Here is a 25,050-nt window from a genome sequence, read left to right as displayed (position 1 = left end):
ATCAGTGTCAAGTTACGGGCGCGTAGCGCGTACGGCTCTACGGACGGACGGCTGTCATGGCTGCGGACACCAGGCAACGCACCGCGCAACTCTCGTCGGACCTGCGCGGGTTCAGGGAAGTGCAGCGCCTCTCGTACGAGTGCGCGGAGACCGTCGCGGCGCAGCTGCGGCCGGGGGTGACCGAGCGCGAGGCGGCGCGGATGCAGCGCGAATGGCTGCGCGAGCGCGGGGTGCGGGACTGGTTCCACCTGCCGTTCGCGTGGTTCGGGGACCGCACCGCCTTCGCGAACTTCAAGATCCCGCTCCAGTTCTTCCCGACGAACCGGAAGCTGGAGCCGGGGATGCCGTTCATCCTCGACATGGCGCCCGTGTACAAGGGGTACGCGGCCGACATCGGCTACTCGGGCAGCCTCGGGCTGAACCCCGTACAGGACCGGCTCATGTCCGATCTGCGGGTGCACCGCGAGCTGATCCTGGAGCAGGTCCGCGAGCGCCGCCCGCTGCGCGAGATCTACGAGAACGTCGAGCGGCTGATGATCCGCCAGGGGTATGCGAACCGGCACCGCGCCTACCCCTTCGGCGTGATCGCCCACAAGATAGACCGGGTCAAGGAGCGGCGCTGGTCCCCGACCGCCTTCGGGTTCGGGACGCAGTCCCTCAAGGGGCTGGCCTCCGACGCCCTGCACGGACACCGCGAGGGCTGGTCCCCGCTGTGGAGCCCGTACCGCTTCTCCGACCATCCTCCGCAGCCCGGGCTGTGGGCGGTGGAACCGCACCTGGGGTTCCGGGGCACCGGCGCGAAGTTCGAGGAGATCCTGGTCGTCACCGACTCGCGGGATCCCGGGGAGAGCGCGTTCTGGCTGGACGACGATCTGCCGCACGTGCGGCGCTGGGCCGAGGAGAAGGCAGCATGAGCGGCATGAGCGGGATCAAGGGGTCGGGGCTCGCGGGGGCGCGCGAGCGCCGGGTGAGCACCGGCGGCATCGAGCTGTGCGTCGTCGAGCTCGGCGAGGCGGACCGGCCGACCGTGGTGCTCGTGCACGGGTACCCGGACAGCAAGGAGGTCTGGTCGGAGGTCGCGGAGCGGCTGGCGGCCCGCTTCCACGTGGTGCTCTACGACGTACGCGGCCACGGACGCTCCACGGCTCCGGTGCCCCTGCGCGGCGGCTTCACCCTGGAGAAGCTGACCGACGACTTCCTCGCGGTGGCGGACGCGGTCAGCCCGGACCGCCCGGTGCACCTGGTCGGCCACGACTGGGGTTCCGTACAGGGCTGGGAGTTCGCGACGGTCGCCCGTACGGAGGGCCGGATCGCCTCCTTCACCTCGGTGTCGGGCCCCTCCCTGGACCACTTCGGGCACTGGATCAAGAAGCGGATGACCCGGCCCACCCCGCGCCGGGCCACGCAGCTCCTCGGCCAGGGCGCCAAGTCCTGGTACGTGTACATGCTGCACACCCCCGTACTGCCGGAGCTCGCCTGGCGCGGGCCGCTCGGCAAGCGGTGGCCGCGGATGCTGGAGCGCGTGGAGAAGGTCCCGGCCGGTTCCTACCCGACGGCCTCGCTGCCCTCGGACGCCGCGCACGGAGCCTGGCTCTACCGCGACAACGTACGGCCCCGGCTGCGCCGGCCGCGCCCCGACGCCTACGCGCACGTACCCGTCCAGCTGATCACCCCGACCGGGGACGCCTTCCTCTCCGAGCGGCTCTACGACGACCTGGAGCTGTGGGCCCCCGACCTGGTGCGGCGCACCCTGCCCGCCAAGCACTGGGTGCCGCGGACCCGGCCGGACCAGCTGGCCGCGTGGATCACGGAGTTCGTCACCGCCCGGGAGGAGCCCGCCACCCGGGCGCCGGAGCAGAAGGCTCCGGGCCGGTACGCCGACCGGTTCGGCGGCCAGCTGGTGCTGGTCACCGGCGCCGCCAGCGGCATCGGCCGGGCCACCGCGTTCGCGTTCGCCGAGGCCGGGGCCCGGGTGGTGTGCGTGGACCGGGACGCGGAGGGCGCGGCCCGCACGGCCGACATGGCCCGGCTCGTCGGGGCCCCCGAGGCCTGGGGCGAGTGCGTCGACGTCAGCGACGAGCAGGCGATGGAGAAGCTCGCGGCGAAGACCGCCGCCGAGTACGGCGTCGTGGACGTCCTGGTCAACAACGCCGGTATCGGCCTGTCCGGGCCCTTCCTGGAGACCACCTCGGAGGACTGGAAGAAGGTCCTCGACGTCAACCTGTGGGGTGTCATCCACGGCTGCCGGATCTTCGGCAGGCAGATGGCCGAGCGCGGCCAGGGCGGGCACATCGTCAACACCGCCTCCGCCGCCGCCTATCTGCCGTCGAGGACCCTGCCCGCGTACAGCACCTCGAAGGCCGCGGTCCTGATGCTGAGCGAGTGCCTGCGCGCCGAACTCGCCTCGCAGTCGATCGGGGTCTCCGCGATCTGCCCCGGCATCGTCAACACCAACATCACCGCCACCTCGCGCTTCGCCGGGGTGGACGCGGCGGAGGAGAAGCGCCGCCAGGAGCGCTCCTCGCGGCTGTACGGACTGCGCAACTTCCCGCCGGAGAAGGTCGCCGAGGCGATCCTGCGGGCCGTGGTGCGCAACGAGGCCGTGGTGCCGGTGACCCCGGAGTCCAAGGGCGCCCTGTGGATGTCCCGGTTCGCGCCGGGCGCCCTGCGGCGGCTCGCGAAACTGGAGCCCCGGCTGTGAGCGCGACAGAGCCCCGCACGGCCATATCCCGCTCCTTCCGGCGGTCGTACCATCCCTCGCAGGAGGGCTCGCTGCGCAGGGCGGTCGAGTACCTTGCGGCTTCGCCTGCCGCACGGGCCGCGGCGGCCGCGGGCGGCCGAGCCGCCATGTCGTAGGGAGCCGGGATTGTCAGAACAGGCGGTGGCCGAGTACCGGATCGAGGATCTCGCGCACCACAGCGGGGCGACGGTGCGCACGATCAGGGCGTACCAGGACCGTGGGCTGCTGCCGAGGCCGGAGCGGCGCGGCCGCTCCAACGTCTACCGGGACACGCATCTGGCGCGGCTGCGCCAGATCGCCGATCTGCTGGACCGCGGCTACACCCTGGCCTCCATCAAGGAGCTGCTGGAGGCCTGGGACGCCGGGCGCGGTCTCGGCGGGGTGCTGGGGCTCGTCGCCGAGGTGCACGGACCGTGGACCGACGAGGAGGCCGCCCGGATCAGCCGTGCCGAGCTGAACGAGCGGTTCGGCGGCCGTCCCGACGACGACGCCGTGGGCGAGGCGTGCGAGCTGGGGGTGCTGGAGGCGATCCCGGGGCGCCCGGACGAGTTCCTGGTGCCCTCCCCGCAGGAGCTGACGGTGGCCGCCGAGCTGTACGCGGCCGGGGTGCCGCTGTCGGCGATCACCGGGCACCTGCGGGAGCTGCGCGGGCAGGTGGAGCACATCGCCTCGCGGTTCCTGGAGTTCACCACCGAGCACGTCTTCGCCCGCTACCTCGGAGAGGTCCCGCCGACGGACGCGGACGCGGCGGAGGCGGCGACGATGGTACGGAGGCTGCGGCCCCTGGCCCAGCAGACGGTGGACGCCGAGCTGGCGCGGGCGATGCGGCTGTTCGCCACCCGGCATCTGCAGCGCCACCTGGGGGCGGCGGGAGCCCCGCAGCCCTCGGGACCCGCGCCGGTGGCCCTGCCGGCGGAGACCGTACGGGCGGTGCAGGAACTGGTCGGCGCCGAGCACGTGGGGGAGTTCGTCCGGGCCGCGACGGAGCGGGAGCTCCAGGCCCGGACGATGAACGAGCTGGCCCGCCGGGGCGGCGGGTAACGGCCGGAGGCACTCGGTCAGTAGTCCACAGGGCGGATCACTCGTTTGCCCGCAAATCCGACCCAACCGGCTGTGGACAAGTCGGTGTTGCCTGTGGGCAACTCTGTGGACGGCCCTGTGGAAGCCCGTGCGGGCAGCTCAACCGATGGTCTCGTACGCGGGGTTCACGGGGCTGGCGCTGCCGATGGTGCTGGTGCGGCCGGCGACTCTGACGGGGCCGGCCGGCGCCTCCTGTGCACCGCGCCGGATGCTCCCGTACAGGAGTGTGGCGAGGGCCAGGCCCAGCACCCCGCCGACCACCTGGGCCGCGACGAATCCGGGCAGCGACTGCGGGGCGATCCCGGTGAAGGAGTCGCTGAAGGCGCGCCCGATGGTGCCCGCCGGGTTGGCGAAGGAGCCGGAGGAGGTGAACCAGATCGCGGAGGCGATGTACGCGGCGACCGCGGCCGGGATCAGCTTCGGACGCCCGATGCGCTCCAGGCCCTGGATGACCAGGACGAGCCCGGCGGTGGCGACGATCTCGCCGACGAGCAGGTGGCCGCCGCCGCGGACCTGCGTGGAGAAGGTGCCGGGGGTGCGGCCGAACATCACCTCGGCGAGGACGGCCCCGCCGATGGCGCCGGCGGTCTGGGCGGCGGCGTAGACGAGGGCCTCCCGGCCGCCGAGCCCCTCGCCGCCGGTCCGGCGCGCCCACCAGGAGGTGAGGGTGACGACCGGGTTGAGGTGGGCTCCGGACAGCGGCCCGAAGAGGGTGATGATCAGGCCGAGGCCGATGGCCGAGGCGAGCGAGTTGGCGACGAGGGCGACACCGGTGTCACGGCTGAGGTCGGCGGCTTGGATTCCGGAACCGATCACGACCACGAGGAGGCCGGCGGTGCCGACGAGCTCGGCGACCGCACGGCGTGGCAGGGAAGCGTGGATTGTCATGGGTTCTCCCCCTGGGGCAGCAGTACAGCGGAAAATGTATTCCGTATCTTGGAAACGCGATAGAGGGTGTCCCACGGTGCCCCGGCCCGGCGGAGCGCCGATAAATCCCTGCCCGCCCCCTGCCCGACCGGGCAAGCTGGGCTCATGGACGACAGACGCACCGTGAAGGTGTCCAAATACGTCTCGAAACATCTGCGGCATCAGCCGGAACGCATCGGACTGGTGCTCGACCCCCAGGGCTGGGTGGAGATCGACGATCTCCTCCGCGCGGCCGCCGCCCACCGCTTCCCCATCAGCCGCGCCGAGCTCGACCACGTCGTCGCGGCCAACGACAAGCAGCGGTTCGCCGTCGACGGCACCCGCATCCGCGCCAACCAGGGCCACACCGTTCCCGTGGACCTGGACCTGCCGGAGGCCGAACCGCCCGCGTACCTCTACCACGGCACCGTGGCCGCCGCCCTGGACGCGATCCGCGCCGAGGGCCTGCGCCCCATGGCCCGCCACCACGTGCACCTGTCCCCCGACCGGGAGACCGCCACCCGCGTGGGCGCCCGGCGCGGCCGGCCGGTCGTGCTCGCCGTGGACGCGGGGGCGATGCGCGCGGCCGGGCACGTCTTCCGGGTCAGCGCCAACGGGGTGTGGCTGGCGGACGCCGTACCGCCGCAGTTCCTGCGCTTCTCCTAGCCCGGGAATTCAGGACGAGATTGTCAGATCATCCCCCTACTCTGTTCCTCATTCCGATCCGTGAGGGGGGTACCTCGCGATCGCCGAACCATCCATGCGAGCACGCGAGGTGACGCCCCGTGACGTCCACATCCCCTTCCTCCACCCACTCCGACCCTTCCGCCAACAGCTTTCAGGTCGATCTGCGCGGCCTGGTCGACCTGCTCTCCCACCACCTCTACTCCAGCCCGCGCGTCTACGTCCGCGAGCTGCTGCAGAACGCGGTGGACGCCGTCACCGCCCGCCAGGCACTCGACCCGGAGGCGGAGATCCGCATCCGCCTGTCGGCGTCCGCGGGCCGGGTGACCATCGAGGACAGCGGCATCGGCCTGACCGCCGCCGAGGCGCACTCCCTCCTCGCCACCATCGGCCGCAGCTCCAAGCGCGGCGGTGACCACGGCCTCGAGACCACCCGCCGGGAGTTCCTCGGCCAGTTCGGCATCGGCCTGCTCGCCTGCTTCGTCGTGGCCCGCCAGATCCGCGTCATCACCCGTTCCGCCCGCGACCCCCAGGCCGCGCCCGTCGAATGGCTGGCCACGGACGACGGCTCGTACACCGTCCGCGAGCTGCCCGACGAAGCCCGCCGGGAGCCCGGCACCACGGTCATCCTGCAGGCCCGCCCGGGAGCCGAGGAGTGGACCGTCCCGGCCAAGGTCGAGCAGCTGGCTCGTGACTACGGCTCCCTGCTCCCGTACGACATCACCTTCACCGAAGGCGAAGGCGAAGGCGAAGGCGCGGGCGCGGGGGAGGGCGGCGAGGGCGGCGAGGGCGAGGCGCGGGGCATCACCGACCGGCCCGCCGTGTGGGACCGCCCCTTCCCCACCCCCGCCGCGCGCCGCGTCGCGCTCGCCGGCCACTGCGCGCAGCTCTTCGGCTTCACCCCGCTCGACAGCATCGACCTCGACCTGCCCGTCGCCGGGGTGCGCGGAGTGGCGTACGTCCTCCCCGAGCCGACCAGCCCCGCCCACCGGGCCGGACACCGCGTCCACCTCAAGGGCATGCTGCTCACGGACCACGCCGACAACCTGCTGCCGGACTGGGCCTTCTTCGTCCGCGCGGTCATCGACACGGACACGCTGCGGCCCACCGCTTCCCGCGAGAACCTCTACGACGACGAGACCCTGTCCGCGGTACGCGAGGCCCTCGGCGCGCGCGTCCGGGCCTGGCTCGCCGAGCTCGCCGCGAGCGAACCGGAGCGCCTGGCCGCCTTCCTGAGCGTCCACCACCTCGGGGTGAAGTCCCTGGCCCGGCACGACGCCGAACTGCTCGGACTGATGCTGCCCTGGCTGCCGTTCGAGACGAGCGAGGGCTCGATGAGCCTCCAGGAGTTCACCGCCGCCCACAGCGAGATCCACTTCACGCGCACCGTGGAGGAGTTCCGCCAGATCGCCCCGATCGCGGCGGCCCACGGCCTCGGCGTCATCAACGCCGGATACACGTACGACGCCGACCTGCTCGCCCTGCTGCCCACCGTGCGGCCGGACCTCAAGGTCACGGAACTGGACGCCGGAGCCGTCACCGAGCGGCTCGACCCGGTCCCGACCTCCGCCGAACTGGCCCTCGCGCCCTTCCTGTCCACGGCGCGCACCCGGCTGGAGGCACAGGGCTGCGACGTCGTGCTGCGTGCCTTCCAGCCCGTGTCCGTCCCCGCGCTCTACCTCGACGACCGCCAGGCCCGCCAGGAGCGCGACCGTACGGCGGCGCTGGACAGCGCCGACTCCCTGTGGAGCGGAATCCTCGGCGCCCTGCGCGGCTCCGCGCCGCGCGCCCGCCTGGTGCTCAACCACAACAACCCGCTGATCCGCCGGATCTCGGCCCTGCCCGACGAGGCCCTGACCGGCACGGCCGTCGAATCGCTGTACGGACAGGCGCTGCTGATGTCCCAGCGGCCGCTGCGCCCCGCCGACTCCACGCTGCTCAACCGGGCCTTCCTCGGGCTCCTGGAATGGGCGACCCACTCCACCGACTCCCCGGAGGGCCAGAAGTGACCATGCTGACGCGCGAGGAGATCGAGCAGGGCCTCTCCGAGAACAGGAACTCCCCGAACGGAGCCGCACGCAACGCGCACGCCGAGGTGCTCGTGGGCGCGGCGGAGGCGACGGGTGACGGGGCCCTGTTCCGCACGGCCCTGGACAACCTGGTCAACGCCTATCTCTGGAGTGCCGAGTCCTCGAAGATGCTGGTGCCCTTCGCCCGGCTGCTCCAGGAGTACGACAAGGACCCCGCCGCCTTCGGCCGATGGGACGCCCACTCCTTGTTCTGGCAGTTCAAGTGGGTCGCCACGGCCATCAGCGATTCCCCCGAGATCCCGCTGGAGTCCGCCACCGGCTGGCTGGACGAGATGGAGCGCCGCTACCGGATCGCCGGTTACAGCGAGCGGCCGGTCCGCGAGGCCGAGCTGTGGCTCGCCGACGCGATCGGCCAGGACGACCGGGCCGAGCGGGCCCACCACGCCTGGCTGGCCGCCGACCGCGACGACATGAGCGACTGCCACGCCTGCGAGCTCAACGGCCAGGGTGCGTACGCCGTGCTGCGCGGGGACGACGCCCGGGCCCTGGAGCTCTGGCAGCCCGTCCTGGCGGGCGAGCGGACCTGCGCCGAGGAGCCCCACCGGCTGCTCGCCACCTCGCTGCTGCCACTGCTGCGCCTGGGCCGTTTCGACGAGGCCCGTTCGCACCACGTACGCGGCTACCGCATGGCCCGCGGCAACGAGAGCCTGCTGCCCTCGATCGGCAAGCACATCGAGTTCTGCGCCCTGAGCGGCAACGAGTCGCGCGGCCTGGAGATCCTCGCCGAGCACGCCGCCCACATGAGTCCGCTGGTCAACGTCGACGACCAGATGGCCTTCCACGGCGGCATCCTCGTACTGCTGCGCCGGCTGACGGAGCTGGGGCACGGCCAGAGCCCGGCCGTCCCGTACGACGGTGCCCCGCACACGGTCTCCGAGCTGTACGAGGTGCTGCGCGCGAGCTCCCTCGAGATCGCCCGGCGCTTCGACGCCCGCAACGGCACCACCCGGGTCTCCGACCGCTTCCTCGCCCGGATCGGGCGGGAGCCGCTGGTCGGCGTACTGCCGCTGGGAGTGCGCAGCACGGCGCTGCCGCAGCCGGCCGCCGCGGTGAACGCCCCCGCGACCGCGGTCGTGCCCGCGCCGCCCGCGGCCGATTTCGAGGAGCTGGTGGAGCGGGCCCGACAGGCCCGGGAACAGCGGCATCCGGCCGCGGACGCGCTCTGGGCCGAGGTCGGCGTACGGGTGGACGCGCGCCCGGAGGGCGAGGTGGACCCGCTGCTCGCCGCCGATGTGGCGGACCAGCGGGCCCTGACCGCGGCCCGCGGCGGGGCCGGGAACGCGGCGGAGCTGCTGGAGGCGGTCCGCGACCGCTACCGCGAGCTCGGCCGGGCGGAGCGCGCGGCGCTGGCGGAGCTGCGGCTGGCGAGCGCGGCCGCGCAGTCCGGGGCAGAGCCTCAGCGGATCCGGGAGCTGCTGGCGGTGGCCCTGAAGTCCGCCGAGGCGCTGGACGCGGGCGAGCCGCTGCGCGGGCGCCGGATCGCGCTGGCGGAGCTGTCGTCGATCCGCGTGGAGTCGTACCTGCGCTCGCTGGAGGCCGGCCCCGAGCACGAGCACCTCCACGGGCCCGGCCAGGACCACGGGCACGGCGAGCTGGCGGCCGAACTCGGCGCTTTCGTGGCCGCGTACGCGCAGGACCTGCCCGATCTGGCTGCCGAGGCCGAGGAGATGCTGGGCCGCGTCGCCCTGTCGCAGGGCGAGCCCGAGCGGGCCCTGCCGCTGCTGGCCGCGTCCGCGGCGCGGGCGGTGTCTGCGGGCCTTCCGTGGCAGGCGGTGGACGCGCTGGTGCTGCGGGCCGGAGTGCTGATGTCGGTGGAGCGGCCCCAGGAGGCCGAGGAGGCGGCGCGTTCCGCCTTGGAGCACTCCGCGGAGGTGACGGAGGCCGAAACGCAGGGCGTCGTACGGCTCACCCTCGCGGACATCCTGCTGCGCCGGGCCGACGAGGCGGCGGAAGCGGCCGAGCACGCCCTCACCGCGGCGCACTGGTTCGACCAGGCGGGTCTGACCGCCGACGGCGGGGCGCAGGCCCGGCTGGTGCTGGCCCGGGCGTACGCACGGGAGGGGCGGCACGCAGACGCGGCGGAGGTGTTGCAGTCCACGCTGCCCGATCTGCTGGAGCACGGCGAGGGACAGGCCGTCTCCGTACGGGAGTTCCTCGGCGATCTGCTGCGGCAGCTGAACGACTCCCGGGCGGCGGCGGAGCAGTACCTGCTGGCGGCGGAAGTGGCCAAGGGCTGGGAGGACCCCCGCCCGCAGGCCGCCCTGGCGCAGGCGGCGGCGGAACAGCTGTCCGCCGCACGCCTGGACCAGGAGGCACTCGCCGCGTACGAGCGGTCCCTGGAGCTGTTCCGGGTGACGGGGGATGCCCCGATCGCCGAAGTGCGGATCCTGCGCTCCCTGGCCTGGATGGCTCCGCGCGGAGACACCGGTGCGGCGGCGTGGGCGCGGGCGCGGGACTTGATGGACCAGGCCGCCGGGGTCCTGGAGACCGCGCTGGCCGAGAACGCGGAGAGCGGCGAGGGCCAGGCCGCCCCGCACCTGCGGGCCGAGCTCGCCCAGACCTGGCTGCAGCTGGCGCAGGTGCTCGACTGGCGGGTCACCTCGCACGAGCAGGCCGGGGACGAGGATGGCGACGAGGACGGCCCGGACGACAAGGTCAGCGGGGACGGCGAGGGCTCCCGCCGCGCCGAGGTGGACACCGAGGCGCTGCGGCTGGAGGAGATCGAGCTGACGGCGCGGGCCGGCGACCTGTACGCGGAGCTGGGTCCGGACCATCTGGGGGACCGGCTCCAGTGCGTGCAGTACGCCGCCTGGACCGAGCAGGAGATCGGTCGCGATGAGGCGGGAGCCGCTCGGCTCTCGGCACTGATCGAGGAACTCCGGGCCATGCCCGAGGAGGTCCCGGAGGATCTGCTGGAGCGCGCCCAGTCCGCCCTCGACAGCCTGCGGTCCTGAGTGCGGTGCCCCCGTCGCCCGGCGGCGACGGGGGCATCCTCTCCGTTTCAGCTGTCGAGCTGGGCCAGGCCCTCGGTGGCGATCCGCTCGAAGACGTGCTCGTCGGCCGCGAACTCGGAGTCCGGGATCGGTGCGTGGATCACGATCTCGGTGATGCCGAGCGCCTGGTGGCGTCCGGCGAAGTCGACGAACGCGTCGACGGAGTCGAGCATCGTGTTGCGGTCCGGGGTGAAGCCGGTCAGCAGGATCTTCTCCATCGGCTCGGACGCGCGGCCGATCTCCGCGCATACCTTGTCGAGCCGGGCCAGCTGGCCGCGGATGGCCTCCACCGACTGCTCTGGGGTGCCCTCTTCGAAGAGCTTCGGATCGCCGGTGGTCACCCAGGCCTGGCCGTGGGCGGCGGCGAGCTTCATGCCCCGCGGGCCGTTCCCGGCAACCGCGAAGGGCAGTCGCGGCTGCTGCACACAGCCGGGGAGGTTGCGGGCCTCGTCGGCGGAGTAGAAGGTGCCGCGTTCGCTGACCGCGGTCTCCGTGAGCAGCCGGTCCAGCAGCGGTACGAACTCCGCGAAGCGGTCCGCGCGCTCACGCGGGGTCCAGGGGTCCTGTCCCAGTGCGGAGGCATCGAACCCGTTGCCGCCGGCGCCGATACCGAGGGTGAAACGGCCGCCGGAGATGTCGTCCAGCGACATCAGTTCCTTGGCCAGCGTCACCGGGTGCCGGAAGTTCGGCGAGGTGACGAGCGTGCCCAGCCGCATCTTCTCGGTGGCGGCGGCTGCCGCGGTCAGGGTCGGGATCGCGCCAAACCACGGCCGGTCGCGGAAGGACCGCCAGGTCAGGTGGTCGTAGGTGTATGCGGTGTGGAACCCGAGCCGCTCGGCTCGCACCCACTGGTCACGACCGCCCTCACGCCACGGGCGTACCGGGAGGATCACAGTGCTCAGACGCAGACTCATGTTTCGAGACTACGGCCCCGCTCATGTTTCACGTGAAACATCGCCTGTCCCCGGCTCACCGCGGGCTGCCGCCCACCAGCAGCCGGGGGAGAAACATCGCCATCCGGCACAGGAGCCCGGGCCGCTCTGGTCGGCTGTCGCAGGGCCATGGGTGAAGATGGATCCGTGACCTCGGCTCCCCAGCGCCCGGACGGGCCAACCCCCACTCCCCGCCTCATCGCCACCGACCTCGACGGCACCCTGCTGCGCGACGACAAATCCGTCTCGCTCCGCACGGTCGCCGCGCTCGCCGCCGCCGAGGAGGCCGGGATCGAGGTCTTCTTCGTGACCGGCCGCCCGGCCCGCTGGATGGACGTGGTCAGCGACCACGTCCACGGCCACGGCCTGGCGATCTGCGCGAACGGGGCCGCGGTGGTCGATCTCCACGCGGGCCGGGAGTTCGTACAGGTCCGCGCGCTGCCGCGGGCCACGGCGCTGACGGTCGTGGAGACGCTGCGCGCCGCAGCGCCGGGCACCTCCTTCGCGGTCGAGATGACCACCGGCATCAACTACGAGCCGCTGTACCCGCCCTTCTTCCAGGACCCGGGTGCCCATGTGGCCACCGCCGAGAAGCTGCTGGAGGAAGAGGCGGACGACAGCTCCGCTCCCGTCCTCAAGCTCCTCGCGCACCATGCCGAGCTCGCCCCGGACGAGTTCCTGGCGCTCGCCCGCTCGGCCGCCGGCGCCTACGCGTCGATCACCCGCTCCAGCCCGACCGCTCTGCTGGAGATCAGCGGACCGGGGGTCTCCAAAGCCAGCACCCTGGAGCTGTGCTGCGCCGAGCGCGGCATCTCACCGGCCGAGGTCGTCGCTTTCGGGGACATGCCGAACGACGTGGAGATGCTCCGCTGGGCGGGCACCTCGTACGCGATGGGCAACGCCCACCCGGACGTGATCGCGGCCGCCTCCGGCCGTACGGTCGCCAACAACGAGGACGGCGTTGCCGTCGTCATCGAGCGCATCCTCGCGGACCGCGCAGCGCAGCGGCTCTAGGCGAGCGCCGGGACGAGCCCGGGATCAGCCCGGGATCAGCCCGGGATCAGCCCGGGACGGGCGCCAGGACGTCAGAGCGGGGCCTCCCACACCAGGGTGGTCCCGGTGCCGTCCTCCCCGATACCGGGGCCGTACGAGCTCGACCCGCCCAGCGACTCGGCCCGCCGGCGCAGATTCCGCAGTCCGCTGCGCCGGCCGCCCTCGGGGATGCCCACCCCGTCGTCGGCGACCTCCAGCCGCACCCCGGGCCTGCCGTCGGCCAGCGTGCCGGTGCAGTCCACGACCACCTCGATCCGGGACGCCTCCGCGTGCCGGAAGGCGTTCGACAGGGCCTCGCGCAGCGCCGCGATCAGGTTCTTGCCCACCAGCTCGCCGACCACCGTGTCGATCGGCCCGAGGAACCGGTGCGCGGGCTTGAAGCCCAACGGCACAGCGGCCATGTTGATCTCCCGCAGGACCCGGGTGCGCAGCCCCGACGGGGCCTCGGCCGGTCCCTGCTGGAGCGCGAAGATCGCGGTGCGGATCTCCTGGATCGTCACGTCCAGCTCGTCCACGGCCTTGCCGACTCCGTCGACGACTTCGGGGACGACGGAGCGCCGCTGGGCGCCCTCCAGCATCATGCCGGTGGCGAACAGCCGCTGGATGACCAGGTCGTGCAGGTCCCGGGCGATCCGGTCGCGGTCCTCGAACACCGCGAGCCGCTCCCGGTCGCGCTGCGCCTCGGCCATCATCAGCGCGAGCGCCGCCTGGGAGGCGAACTGGGTGGCCAGCGTCCGCTCCGCCTCGCTGAACGGCCTCTTGCCACGGGCTCGCGGGGTGACCAGCGCGCCCAGCACCCGACCGCCGCTGTGCAGCGGCAGCATCATGCAGGGCCCGTACTGGCTGGTCAGCCGACTGATCATGCGGGGGTCGCTGGCTGCGTCCTCCACGAAGACCGGCTCGCCCTCGAGCAGCTTCGCCACCACCGGGCTCTCGGCCGGGATGACCAGGCCGAGCGAGGTGGCCGCGCTCTCGGCGGACACGGCGACGATCTCCATGCCGCCCTCCTCAGCCGGCAGCAGCACGATTCCGGCGGCGGAGTCCGCCAGGTGCCGGGCCTGCTCGGCCACCACCGAGAGGGCGTCGTCCGCGTCCCCGCCCGACAGCAGGGCGGTCGTGACGGCCACCGAGCCGTCGATCCACCGCTCCCGCTGGGTCGCGGCCTCGTACAGCCGGGCGTTGCCGATGGCGATGCCCGCCTCGGTGGCCAGGACCCGGACCATGTGGACGTCGTAGTCGTTGAACCGGCCGCCGCCGTTCTTCTCGGCGAGGTACAGATTGCCGAAGATCTCCCCCTGCACCCGGATCGGGACGCCGAGGAAGGTCTTCATGGGCGGGTGGTGCGGCGGGAACCCGGCCGAGCGCGGGTCCTTCGTGAGATCGGCGAGCTGGACCGTGTCGGGATGGGAGATCAGCGCGCCGAGCAGGCCCCTCTTCCCGTCCGGCCGGTGCCCGATCTTCCGGGCCGTCTCGGCGTCGATGCCGAAGGTGACGAAGTCCGACAACCCGCGGCCCTCGGTGTCGACGACCCCGATCGCCGCGTACCGGGCGTCCGCGAGCTCGGCCGCCGTCTCGCAGATGCGGTCGAGGGTGGAGTGCAGTTCGAGGCCGGTGCCCACGGAGCGCATGGCCTCCAGCAGTTGCGGCACCCGGGCGGTGAGCTCGGTGGAGAGGCCTTGCAGACTCCGGGTGGCCTGGGTGGCCGCCTCCAGCGGGTCCGGTGTTCCGGGGGGTGACTCCGGCGGTTCCTGCGACTCCTGCGCTGACATGCCCTTGAGAGTAGTTAGTCCCTTTTACCGGGGAAAGTCGGCCAGGGCTCCGTCGGCCGACCGCTCCCGTTCGAGCAGGTTGCGCAGCGGACCCTCGGCCGCGGCCAGCTCGGCGTACGTACCGCGCTGTACGACCGCTCCGCGCTCCAGTACGAGCACTTCGTCGACCGCCTCCAGGCCGGCCAGCCGGTGCGTGATCAGCACGGTGGTACGGCCCTCGGTCGCGGCGAGCAGGTCCGCCGTCAGGGCGTCCGCGGTGGCCAGGTCCAGGTGCTCGGCCGGCTCGTCGAGCACGAGGACGGGGAAGTCGGCGAGCAGCGCCCTGGCCAGGGCCAGCCGCTGGCGCTGGCCTCCGGAGATCCGCTCGCCGTGCTCGCCGACCAGCGTGTCCAGCCCGTCCGGGAGGCCTTCGGCCCACTCCAGCAGTCGGGCCGCCGCCAGGGCCTCCCGCAGCTGCTCCTCGCTCGCCCCGGTCCGGGCCAGCCGCAGGTTCTCCCGTACCGAGCTGTCGAAGAGGTGCGCGTCCTGCGCGCACAGGCCCACCATCCGGCGGACCTCGTCGCTGTCGAGGGTGCGCGCGTCGGTGCCGCCCAGGGTGTACGCACCTTCGTGCGGGTCCAGGAAGCGCAGCAGGACCTGCGCCAGCGAGGTCTTGCCCGCACCCGAGGAGCCGACGACGGCGATCCGCCGGCCGGCCTCCAGGGTGAGGTCCAGCCCGCGCAGCGCGTCCTGTTCCTGTCCGGGATGCCGGGCGGCGAGTCCGGTCAGCCGCAGCGGGAACGGGGAGCCCGGTACCGCGGCCGGCCGCTCCGGCTCGGCGACCGGGACGGGCGCGTCGATGACCTCGTAGATCCGCTCGGCACTGCGGCGCACCCTCTGCCGGTACTGGACAGCCTGCGGAAGCCCGTTGACCGCCTCGAAAGCGGCGAGCGGGGTCAGCACGGCGACGGCCATGGCCACCCCGGACAGCCGTCCGTCGTGCACGGCGTCGGCGGCCAGGGCCGCGGCGACCACCACGGTCAGCCCGCACACGAGGGCGGTCAGCCCGCCCCCGAGCCCGGTGGCGGCGGCCCCCCGTGCGGAGATGCCGGTCAGCGTCCGGTCGCTCTCCTTCGCGGCGTCCTTCCGCCCGGCCAGCGCGCCGGCGACGGTCAGCTCGGCGGTCCCGGTCAGCAGATCGGTCACCCGGGTGGCGAGTTCTCCCCGGGCCGGCGCCAGCCGCCGCTCGGCACGCCGGGCGCAGGCTCCACTGACCAGCGGCACCCCGACCCCGGCCGCGAGCAGCCCGACGGCGAGTGCGGCTCCCGCCCCCGGCAGCAGCCAGGCGGTGAAGGCGACCGAGCCGGTGCCGACGAGCACTGCGGTGCCGACCGGCAGCAGCCAGCGCAGCCAGTAGTCCTGGAGGGAGTCGGCGTCGGCCACCAGGCGGGCCAGCAGGTCTCCGCGCCGCTGCTCGCGCAGCCCGGCGGGCGCGATGCGCTCCAGCCGGCGGAACACCGACACCCGCACGTCGGCGAGCATCCGCAGCACGGCGTCGTGGGAGACGAGCCGCTCCGCGTAGCGGAAGACGGCCCGCCCGATCCCGAAGGTCCGGGTGGCCGTGACGGCCACCATCAGGTAGAGCACGGGCGGCTGCTGCGAAGCCCGCGAGATGAGCCATCCGGAGACGGCCATCAGGCCGACGCTGCACCCGACGGCCAGTGCCCCGAGCAGCAGGCCGAGCCGGAACCGCCCCTGCCATGCCGTGGCCACCGCGCGCACCCGCCGGAGCGGGTCGCCCCCGCCCGAGTCGGCGCCGCCGGCCGTGGCCGCCCTCTCGGGCGCGCTGCCGAGGATCCACTCCCCGGGGCCGGACGGCCCGTTGCCCTCCCCGCCGAGGCCGTCGGAGGCCCCGGTGGTGAACGCGACGGGCCGGACGGCGGACGCAGCCGGCAGGACCCCAGCCGTGGTCGGCAGGACCCCCGGCGCGCCCACCCGCACCACCCGGTCGGCCACGGCCAGCAGCGCCGGCCGGTGGACGACCAGCAGTACGGTCCGCCCCACCGCGAGGCGTCGTACGGCGTCGACCACGGCCGCCTCGGTCTCGCCGTCGAGAGCGGCGGTCGGCTCGTCCAGCAGCAGCACCGGCCGGTCCGCGAGGAACGCCCGCGCCAGTGCCAGCCGCTGGCGCTGTCCGGCGGACAGCCCGACCCCGCCTTCCCCCAGCTCCGTGTCGACACCGCGCGGCAGCGCGGCCACGAACTCCCATGCCCCGGCGTCCTTCAGCGCCTCGGCCACCGCGTCCGCGGAGGCGTCCGGCCGTGCCAGCCGTACGTTCTGCGCGATCGTCCCGGCGAACAGGTGCGGACGCTGCGGCACCCACGCGATCCGCTCCCGCCACTGTTCGAGCGACAGCGAGGCGAGGTCCACGCCCCCGATCCGCACCCGCCCCGCGGTCGGCTCGACGAAGCCCAGCAGCACCTGGAGCAGCGTGGACTTGCCCGCCCCGCTGGGTCCGGTGAGCGCGACGCACTCCCCGGGTCCGACCGCCAGCGAGACCGGTCCCGGCGAGTCCTCGCCCCGGCCCTCGTAGCGGACCGCGACCCCGTCGAACTCGATCCGCAGCCCCGCGGCCGCCACCGGGGCCACGCCGCCGGAGGCGGCGACGGGCGTCTGGAGCACCTCGAAGATCTCCTCCGCGGCCGCCAGCCCCTCGGCGGCCGCGTGGTACTGCGCCCCGACCTGGCGCAGCGGCAGATACGCCTCGGGCGCCAGGATCAGGATGACCAGCCCGGTGTACAGGTCGAGCTCCCCGTGGACCAGCCGCATTCCGATGGTCACGGCGACCAGCGCCACCGACAGCGTCGCCAGCAGCTCCAGCGCGAACGAGGACAGGAAGGCGATGCGCAGCGTCCGCACCGTCGCCTGCCGGTAGTCGTCGGTGATCTTGCGGATCGACTCGGCCTGGGCCTTGGCCCGGCCGAAGACCTTCAGCGTCGGCAGCCCGGCCACCACGTCCAGGAAGTGCCCCGACAGCCGGGACAGCAGCCGCCACTGTCGGTCCATCCGGGACTGGGTGGCCATGCCGATCAGCACCATGAACAGCGGAATGAGCGGCAGCGTGACCACGATGATGGCCGCCGACACCCAGTCCTCGGTGACGATCCGGGCGAGGACCGCCACCGGGACGACCACCGCGAGCCCCAGCTGGGGCAGGTAGCGGGAGAAGTAGTCGTCGAGGGCGTCCACGCCCCGGGTGGCCAGCGCCACCAGCGACCCGGTCTGCTGCCCGCTCAGCCAGCCGGGCCCCAGATCCGCGGCCCGGTCCAGCAGCCGGCCCCGCAGCTGCGATTTGACCGCCGCACTGGCCCGGTGGGCCGCCAGCTCCGTGAGCCAGGCGAGCAGACCTCGCCCCAGCGCGACCGCCGCGAGCAGCAGCAGCGGCGTCCGCAGCGCCTCCCCGTCCAGCCCCTGCTCGAAGGCGCCGACCACGATCTCGGCGATCAGCATCGCCTGACCGACGACCAGCCCTGCTCCGGCAAGTCCCAGGGCCACCACGGCCGCCAGGAAGAGGCGGGTGGAGCGGGCGTACCGAAGCAGGCGCGGGTCGATCGGTTTCACGTGAAACATCTCCCGGAGCAGGGTCAGGAAGCAGGGTCAGGGATCAGTGCGCATCGACGATGTGCTGCGTACCGATCCGCTTGCGGAACACCCAGTACGTCCAGCCCTGGTAGAGCAGGACGAGCGGCGTGGCCACTCCCGCACACCAGGTCATGATCTTCAGGGTGTACGGGCTGGACGAGGCATTGGTGACCGTGAGGTTCCAGGCCTCGTCCAGCGAGGAGGGCATCACGTTCGGGAAGAGCGTCAGGAAGAGCATCGCGACCGCGGCCGCGATGGTGATCCCGGACAGCGCGAACGACCAGCCCTCGCGGCCCGCCAGGTTGAAGCCCAGGGCACCGACCAGTGCGAGGACCGCGACGGCCATGGCGATCAGGCTCTTGCCGTCACCGCGCGAGACCTGCGTCCAGATCAGGAAGACGAGGGCCAGCACGGCGGTGAGCACGCCCAGTCGCGTCGCCAGCGTGCGCGAGCGCTCCCGGATGTCCCCGACCGTCTTGAGCGAGGTGAACACCGTTCCGTGGAAGGTGAAGAGGGTGAGGGTGACGAGTCCGCCGAGCAGGGAGTAGACGTTGAGCAGGTCGAAGAGGCTGCCGACGTACTCCATGTGCTCGTCGATCTTCACTCCGCGCACGATGTTGGCGAAGGCCACGCCCCACAGGAACGCGGGGATCAGCGAGGTCCAGAAGATGGCGTGTTCCCAGTTGGTCTGCCACCGCTCCTCGTCCCGCTTGTGCCGGTATTCGAAGGCGACGCCGCGGATGATCAGGCAGACCAGGATGACCAGGAGCGGCAGGTAGAACCCGGAGAAGAGGGTGGCGTACCACTCGGGGAAGGCGGCGAAGGTGGCACCGCCCGCGGTGAGCAGCCAGACCTCGTTGCCGTCCCACACGGGCCCGATCGTGTTGATCAGCACCCGCTTCTCGGTGCGATTGCGGGCGAGCAGCTTGGTCAGGACACCGACTCCGAAGTCGAAGCCCTCCAGGAAGAAGTAGCCGGTCCACAGGACGGCGATGAGCACGAACCAGACGTCATGGAGTTGCATGGTGCGGTCCCCTCAGCCTCAGTACGAGAAGGCCATCGGCCGGTCGGGATTCTTGTCGTCCCCGCCGATCTTGGTGGGCGGGTTCAGGTCGGCTTCCGTCAGCTCGGGCGGACCGAGCTTCACGTACTTCACCAGCAGCCGGACTTCGATCACCGCGAGCACGGCGTACAGGAGCGTGAAGCCGATCATCGAGGTGAGCACCTCGCCCTGGGACACGTGCGGCGAGACCGCGTCGCGGGTGCGCAGGACTCCGTAGACCACCCAGGGCTGGCGGCCCATCTCGGTGAAGATCCAGCCCCAGGAGTTGGCGATGAGCGGGAAGCCCATGGTCCAGAGGGCGACGATCCAGTACCAGGTGGCGAACCGGGGGCTCAGCGCCTTCTTGAAGAGGACCAGGTGCGGGACCTCGTCCTCGCCGGTGCGCAGCCCCGGAGGCAGCATGAACTTCTTCCGGGTGAGCCAGAGCCCCAGCACGCCGACGCCGAGGGAGGCCATGCCGAAGCCGATCATCCAGCGGAAGCCCCAGTAGGCGACCGGGATGTTGGGCCGGTAGTCGCCGGGCCCGAACTTCTCCTGTTCGGCCTTGTTGACGTCGTTGATGCCGGGGACGAAGGAGGTGAAGTCGTCATTGGCCAGGAAGGACAGCAGGCCCGGGATCTCTATCGCGACCTTGTTGTGGCCCTTTTCGACGTCTCCGTAGGCGAAGACGGAGAAGGGCGCGGGCGCCTCGCCGTCCCAGAGCGCCTCCGCGGCGGCCATCTTCATCGGCTGCTGCTTGAACATCACCTTGCCGAGCAGGTCACCGCTGATGGCGGTGCCCATGCCGGCGATGATCAGCGTGATCAGGCCGAGCCGCAGCGAGGTCCGCATCACGGGGATGTGCTTCTTGCGGGCCAGGTGGAAGGCGGAGATGCCGACCATGAAAGCGCCGCCGACCAGGAAGGCCGCCGTGATGGTGTGGAAGAACTGGGTCAGCGCGGTGTTCTGCGTGAGGACCAGCCAGAAGTCGGTGAGCTCGGCCCGGCCCCGCTCCTCGTTGATCCGGTAGCCGACCGGGTGCTGCATCCAGGAATTGGCCGCGAGGATGAAGTACGCGGAGAGGATGGTGCCGATCGAGACCATCCAGATGCAAGCCAGGTGGATCTTCTTCGGCAGCTTGTCCCAGCCGAAGATCCACAGGCCGATGAAGGTCGACTCGAAGAAGAAGGCGATGAGCGCCTCGAAGGCCAGTGGCGCCCCGAAGATGTCACCGACGAAGCGCGAGTAGTCGGACCAGTTCATGCCGAACTGGAACTCCTGCACGATGCCCGTGACGACACCCATGGCGATATTGATCAAGAAAAGCTTGCCCCAGAACTTCGTGGCCCTGAGGTACTTCTCCTTCCCCGAACGCACCCAGGCGGTCTGAAGGCCTGCCGTGAGCGCGGCGAGCGAGATCGTCAGCGGGACGAAGAGGAAGTGGTAGACGGTGGTGATGCCGAACTGCCAGCGCGCCAACGTCTCTGGCGCCAAAGCTACGTCCACGTCGTCGTCTCCTTCGGTGCGCCGTGGTCACTGCCGCAGTTTGCCTGGCGTGCCCCACCCAATACGGGACGAAGCAGGACACGCTTGTGAACGCGTTCACATTCACAAGCATTATGTCGTACCGGCTTCGACGCGTTTCAGGCGGGGTCCCCCCTAGCCAATACATTCAACAGATTGTTGAATGCGGCTCATGAGGATTCGCATCTCCTGGCCAGCGGGCCAGCTCACGGCAACCCTTGACGAGACCCCGACCAGCAAGGCGCTGGCCGAGGCCCTTCCGATCTCCGCCTCCGCCAACACCTGGGGCGAGGAGGTCTACTTCGACACCGGCGTCTCCGTGGCGCTGGAACACGACGCCCGGCAGGTCGTCGACCCGGGCACGGTCGCGTTCTGGACCGAGGGCGACGCACTCGCGCTGCCCTACGGCCCCACGCCCATCTCGCGCGGAGGCGAGAGCCGCCTGGCGAGCCCGTGCAATGTGCTCGGCTCGTTCGAGGGCGACCCCCGCCTGCTGTCCACCGTCCGCGACGGCGACCCGATCCGCGTGGAACTCGCGTAGCCGCTCAGAGCTCGCGCAGTCCCCGAGGGCTACATCTCCTTGAAGAAGGCCTCCGCCGTGTGCAGGAAGATGTCGTTCGCCTCGGGCTCACCGATCGTGACCCGCAGGCCCTCGCCCGCGAAGGGCCGGACCACCACGCCGGCCTTCTCGCAGGCCGCCGCGAACTCGGCGGTCCGCTCCCCCAGCCGCATCCACACGAAGTTCGCCTGCGTGTCCGGCACCACGGTCCAGCCCTGGCCGAGCAGCGTCTTGTGGACCCGGGCACGCTCGCCCACCAGCGCCCCGACCCGGCCCATCAGCTCGTCCTCGGCGCGCAGCGAGGCGACCGCCGCGTCCTGGGCGAGCTGGCTGACGCCGAACGGCACCGCCGTCTTGCGCAGGGCCGCCGCCACCGGCTCGTGCGCCACCGCGAAGCCCACGCGCAGGCCGGCCAGCCCGTACGCCTTGGAGAACGTACGCAGCACGCACACGTTCGGGCGGCTGCGGTAGAGCTCGATGCCGTCCGGCACCTCGGTGTCGCGGACGAACTCGCGGTACGCCTCGTCCAGCACCACCAGGATGTCCGAGGGCACCCGGTCCAGGAACCGCTCCAGCTCGGCGCGGCGCACCGCGGTGCCGGTGGGGTTGTTGGGGTTGCAGACGAAGATCAGCCGGGTCCGCTCGGTGATCGCGTCGAACATCGCGTCGAGGTCGTGCACGTCCCCGTCGGTCAGCGGGACCTGCACGGACGTCGCACCCGAGATCTGCGTGATGATCGGGTAGGCCTCGAAGGACCGCCAGGCGTAGATGACCTCGTCGCCCGGGCCGGCCGTCGACTGGATCAGCGACTGGGCCACACCCACGGAGCCCGTGCCGGTGGCGATGTGCTCGACCGGCACCCCGAACCGCTCGGCGAGCTCGTTCACCAGGCCCGTGCAGGCCATGTCGGGGTAGCGGTTGAACTGTCCGGCCGCCGCGACCGCGGTCTCCAGCACCCCGGACAGCGGCGGGTACGGGTTCTCGTTCGAGGACAGCTTGTACGCGACGGGCCCGCCCGCGGCAGCGGGCTTCCCGGGCTTGTAGGTGGGAATGCCGTCCAGCTCGGCGCGCAGCTTCGGGCTCTTCTCGCTCACCGCAGGTCCTCCTCGACCGTCCCGTACGACGTCGCCGTCGACTCAATACTGCTCACCTTATGAGGATTCCGCTCTCCCGAAAATGGGCGGCGCCAGGATTGCGGGGGAGCGCACGCATATATGCGCACGCCGGTGGCCCACGCCGTGGCGCGCATCCCTCGTACAGGTGAGTTGAGACCGTCCCGAGACCACACCGCTTTGGCATGCCCGTACCCGCCGACAAACGCCCCGCTCACTCTCCGCGCTCAAATTCCTTCGTTTCCAAGGTCATTGGGGGTGGCGAACCATGCAGAATCGTGCCTGTCAACCGGTGCATATGCACCCGGACCACCCACCCCGCCGAGCCCTACTATCGGCTCGCCATGACAGCAGCAGGGAAGCATCAGGTGAGCCGGACCGAGACCACCCGGCGGGCCGCCGGCCGACAGGGCCGGGCCGGCATCAGGGACGTGGCCGCCGCGGCGGGCGTCTCGATCACGACCGTCTCCGACGCGCTCAATGGCAAGGGGCGGCTGCCGGACGCCACCCGCCGCCACGTTCGCGAGGTCGCCGATCGGCTGGGCTACCGCCCCTCCGCCGCGGCCCGCACCCTCCGTACCGGCAAGTCGGGCCTCATCGGCCTGACCGTGACCACCTACGGGGATGAACCTTTCACCTTCACCGAATTCGCGTACTTCGCCGAGATGGCCAGGGCGGCCACCTCCGCCGCGCTCGCCCGCGGCTACGCCCTCGTCATCCTCCCCGCCACCTCCCGACACGACGTGTGGTCCAACGTGGCCCTCGACGGCACCGTCGTCATCGACCCCTCCGACCACGATCCCGTCGTCAGTGAACTGGTCCGCCAAGGCCTCCCCGTCGTCTCCGACGGCCGCCCGGCCGGCTCCCTCCCCGTCACCGCCTGGGTCGACAACGACCACGAGGCCGCCGTACTCAACCTGCTCGACCACCTCGCCGCCGCCGGCGCCCGCCGGATCGGGCTGCTGACCGGCACCACCACGGACACCTACACCCGGTTGTCCACCACCGCCTACCTCAACTGGTGCGAGCGCGTCGGCCAGGACCCCGTCTACGAGTCCTACCCCGCCCACGACCCGTGCGCGGGCGCCGTCGCCGCGGACCGGCTGCTCGCCCGGCCCGACCGGCCCGACGCCGTCTACGGGCTCTTCGACCCCAACGGCACCGATCTGCTCGCCGCCGCCCGGCGCTACGGCCTGCGCGTCCCCGAGGACCTGCTGCTCGTGTGCTGCAGCGAGTCCACCGTGTACGCCAACACCGAACCGCCCATCACCACCCTCTCCCTCAAACCGCGCCGCATCGGCACCGCCGTCGTACAGCTGCTGATCGACGCCATCGAGGGGGTCGACACCGGGCGGCCGGTCGAACAGGTGGTCCCGACCGAGCTGATCATCCGTACCTCCTCGCAGCGCAGGCAGCCCCGTACGACCGTCAGCCCGCCCCGTTCACCGGCCAAGGACTGACCGCCGCAGCGTGATACCGGCGGGGCAGACGGCTCCGCCGGGGATTTCCGCAACGCCCATTTCGGGAGAAAGCGGCAGGAACTGTTGGTTCCGCCCAGGATTCACCACCCCTGGTGCGTCACAGAGCGCGAGCCGCATTCCTATGATGGGCGCACGACATCACGGACCCTCCGCCCAGGAGGCCAGGAGGGTCCGCAGGTGTACGGCAGCGCGACGGTGGTGGAGGGGTCGATGACTCAGGGGGCCGGTCAGGGACCCGCGATGCGGACGGAGACGCTGCGGGACTTCCGAGTTCCGGTCACCGAGCCCGTCCCGTACGGAGTGCCCGGCGCGCTTCCCGAAGAGGCCCCGGTGTACGGCGAGTACCCCGCGTACTACGGGGAGGGAGCGCCGGTGCCCCCGCACCCGCCCGTGCCCCCGCAGCCCTCCGTACCCCCGCAGCCGCCCATGGGCCAGGCCCCCGCCGCGGGCGGACCGGCCCCGGCCGACGGGGACGATCCCGACGAGGGCTACACCCCCACCCACCGCGATCTGCCGATCATCGGCCGCGGCGGACCGGGCGACACCGTTCAGGTCCAGTACGTTCCCCAGGAGACCCCGGCCGCGGGCCCCGGCCCGCTCTACGTGGTCGGCGACGTGCACGGCTATCTGGACGAGCTCGTCCACGAACTCCAGGCCCAGGGCCTCATCGACGCCGACCGCCGCTGGTCGGCCGGCAACGCCCGCCTCTGGTTCCTCGGCGACTTCACCGACCGCGGCCCCGACGGCATCGGCGTCATCGACCTCGTCATGCGGCTCTCCGCCGAGGCCGCCGCCGCGGGCGGCTACTGCAAGGCCCTCATGGGCAACCACGAGCTGCTGCTCATCGGCGCCAAGCGGTTCGGCGACACCCCCGTCGCCTCGGGCGCGGGCACCGCCACCTTCCAGGCCGCCTGGCTCCTCAACGGCGGCCAGCGCACCGACATGGAGCGCCTGGAGGACGTGCACCTGCAGTGGATGCAGCGGCTGGACGCGGCCGTGCTGGAGGACGGGCACCTGCTGCTGCACTCCGACACCACCGCGTACCTCGACTACGGCGACTCCATCGAGGACGTCAACGACACCATCCACGAGCTGCTCAACCGCAACGACGCCGACATCACCTGGGACCTGTTCCGCAAGTTCACCAAGCGGTTCGCCTTCCGCGACGAGGAGACCGGCCCCCAGGCCGTACGCGAGCTCCTCGACACCTACGGCGGCGGTCGCGTCGTGCACGGGCACAGCCCGATCCCGTACCTGCTGGGCGAGGTGGGCACCGAGGACGGCGACGAGTCGCGCGGACCGGAGGCCGTGAACGGCCCGCACGTGTACGCGGAGGGACTCGCCATCGCCATGGACGGCGGGGTCACGATGGCGGGCAAACTGCTGGTCGTGCAACTCCCGTTGAACGACTGAGGGTTATCAGAACGGGGGTAATTTCAGGAAAGCCCCTGTCACGGCGTGGCA

General features: G+C 72.0%; 17 protein-coding genes. 10 read left to right on the top strand and 7 right to left on the bottom strand.

Features of this window, described 5'->3' with window-relative positions; all coding sequences use genetic code 11:
- Positions 1 to 56 precede the first annotated feature (56 nt).
- The 3 genes from IF02_RS0102045 (at position 57) to IF02_RS0102035 (ending at position 3,781) form a co-directional block, all read left to right on the top strand.
- On the top strand, positions 57 to 914 hold the full coding sequence (locus IF02_RS0102045; protein WP_030153278.1) for a M24 family metallopeptidase: 858 nt from the start codon (positions 57 to 59) through the stop codon (positions 912 to 914).
- A gap of 5 nt (positions 915 to 919) precedes the next feature.
- Entirely contained in the window at positions 920 to 2,701 is a 1,782-nt protein-coding gene (locus tag IF02_RS0102040; protein WP_030153276.1) for an SDR family oxidoreductase, read from the top strand.
- A gap of 165 nt (positions 2,702 to 2,866) precedes the next feature.
- Entirely contained in the window at positions 2,867 to 3,781 is a 915-nt protein-coding gene (locus IF02_RS0102035; protein ID WP_030153274.1) for a MerR family transcriptional regulator, read from the top strand.
- A gap of 138 nt (positions 3,782 to 3,919) precedes the next feature.
- Here the strand turns inward: IF02_RS0102035 and IF02_RS0102030 are convergent, their stop codons facing one another.
- Positions 3,920 to 4,708 carry an aquaporin gene (locus IF02_RS0102030; RefSeq protein WP_078621803.1) on the bottom strand — a complete coding sequence of 263 codons (789 nt, stop codon included), beginning with the start codon at positions 4,706 to 4,708 and terminating at the stop codon, positions 3,920 to 3,922.
- A 144-nt stretch (positions 4,709 to 4,852) separates the two neighbouring features.
- Between IF02_RS0102030 and IF02_RS0102025 the strand changes: the two genes are divergently transcribed.
- The 3 genes from IF02_RS0102025 (at position 4,853) to IF02_RS0102015 (ending at position 10,454) form a co-directional block, all read left to right on the top strand.
- Entirely contained in the window at positions 4,853 to 5,392 is a 540-nt protein-coding gene (locus IF02_RS0102025; RefSeq protein WP_030153271.1) for an RNA 2'-phosphotransferase, read from the top strand.
- A gap of 119 nt (positions 5,393 to 5,511) precedes the next feature.
- The gene (locus IF02_RS0102020; protein ID WP_030153269.1) at positions 5,512 to 7,419 is read left to right on the top strand and encodes an HSP90 family protein; all 1,908 of its coding nucleotides are present in this window, start codon (positions 5,512 to 5,514) and stop codon (positions 7,417 to 7,419) included.
- The gene (locus tag IF02_RS0102015) at positions 7,416 to 10,454 is read left to right on the top strand and encodes a hypothetical protein (RefSeq protein ID WP_051695458.1); all 3,039 of its coding nucleotides are present in this window, start codon (positions 7,416 to 7,418) and stop codon (positions 10,452 to 10,454) included. The genes IF02_RS0102020 and IF02_RS0102015 overlap by 4 nt, the downstream gene beginning before the upstream one ends.
- A gap of 47 nt (positions 10,455 to 10,501) precedes the next feature.
- Here the strand turns inward: IF02_RS0102015 and IF02_RS0102010 are convergent, their stop codons facing one another.
- Positions 10,502 to 11,407 (bottom strand): LLM class flavin-dependent oxidoreductase, encoded by a 906-nt coding sequence (locus IF02_RS0102010; protein WP_030153266.1) that lies wholly within the window; start codon positions 11,405 to 11,407, stop codon positions 10,502 to 10,504.
- A 147-nt stretch (positions 11,408 to 11,554) separates the two neighbouring features.
- Between IF02_RS0102010 and IF02_RS0102005 the strand changes: the two genes are divergently transcribed.
- Positions 11,555 to 12,439, top strand: a complete 885-nt coding sequence (locus IF02_RS0102005; protein ID WP_030153264.1) for a Cof-type HAD-IIB family hydrolase — start codon at positions 11,555 to 11,557, stop codon at positions 12,437 to 12,439.
- A 71-nt stretch (positions 12,440 to 12,510) separates the two neighbouring features.
- On the opposite strand, the gene IF02_RS0102000 is transcribed toward IF02_RS0102005, so the two are convergent.
- Genes IF02_RS0102000 through IF02_RS0101985 form a run of 4 tightly spaced genes read right to left on the bottom strand, consistent with a single transcriptional unit; the run spans position 12,511 to position 20,416 of the window.
- Positions 12,511 to 14,247 (bottom strand): GAF domain-containing sensor histidine kinase, encoded by a 1,737-nt coding sequence (locus IF02_RS0102000; RefSeq protein ID WP_051695455.1) that lies wholly within the window; start codon positions 14,245 to 14,247, stop codon positions 12,511 to 12,513.
- Between the two features lie 24 nt (positions 14,248 to 14,271).
- Complete coding sequence (gene cydD / locus IF02_RS0101995) at positions 14,272 to 17,847, bottom strand: thiol reductant ABC exporter subunit CydD (protein ID WP_030153261.1); 3,576 nt, start codon at positions 17,845 to 17,847, stop codon at positions 14,272 to 14,274.
- A gap of 43 nt (positions 17,848 to 17,890) precedes the next feature.
- Complete coding sequence (gene cydB, locus IF02_RS0101990) at positions 17,891 to 18,892, bottom strand: cytochrome d ubiquinol oxidase subunit II (protein ID WP_030153259.1); 1,002 nt, start codon at positions 18,890 to 18,892, stop codon at positions 17,891 to 17,893.
- Positions 18,893 to 18,910: 18 nt separating this feature from the next.
- Positions 18,911 to 20,416 carry a cytochrome ubiquinol oxidase subunit I gene (locus IF02_RS0101985; protein WP_030153257.1) on the bottom strand — a complete coding sequence of 502 codons (1,506 nt, stop codon included), beginning with the start codon at positions 20,414 to 20,416 and terminating at the stop codon, positions 18,911 to 18,913.
- Positions 20,417 to 20,606: 190 nt separating this feature from the next.
- On the opposite strand from IF02_RS0101985, the gene IF02_RS0101980 reads away from it, so the two are divergent.
- Complete coding sequence (locus IF02_RS0101980) at positions 20,607 to 20,975, top strand: cyclophilin-like fold protein (protein WP_030153256.1); 369 nt, start codon at positions 20,607 to 20,609, stop codon at positions 20,973 to 20,975.
- A gap of 29 nt (positions 20,976 to 21,004) precedes the next feature.
- Here the strand turns inward: IF02_RS0101980 and hisC are convergent, their stop codons facing one another.
- Complete coding sequence (gene hisC / locus IF02_RS0101975) at positions 21,005 to 22,087, bottom strand: histidinol-phosphate transaminase (RefSeq protein ID WP_030153254.1); 1,083 nt, start codon at positions 22,085 to 22,087, stop codon at positions 21,005 to 21,007.
- A 362-nt stretch (positions 22,088 to 22,449) separates the two neighbouring features.
- Here hisC and IF02_RS0101970 point away from each other — a divergent pair, with 362 nt between their 5' ends.
- Entirely contained in the window at positions 22,450 to 23,565 is a 1,116-nt protein-coding gene (locus tag IF02_RS0101970) for a LacI family DNA-binding transcriptional regulator (RefSeq protein WP_030153252.1), read from the top strand.
- Between the two features lie 216 nt (positions 23,566 to 23,781).
- Positions 23,782 to 24,999: a metallophosphoesterase gene (locus IF02_RS0101965; RefSeq protein WP_030153251.1), complete on the top strand. Its 1,218-nt coding sequence runs from the start codon at positions 23,782 to 23,784 to the stop codon at positions 24,997 to 24,999.
- Positions 25,000 to 25,050 lie beyond the last annotated feature (51 nt).

This window comes from Streptomyces sp. NRRL S-244 (assembly GCF_000717915.1).
Lineage (GTDB): Bacteria > Actinomycetota > Actinomycetes > Streptomycetales > Streptomycetaceae > Streptomyces.
The sequence above is the reverse complement of the archived record's forward strand: the minus strand, read 5'-3'. Positions and strand labels throughout refer to the sequence as shown.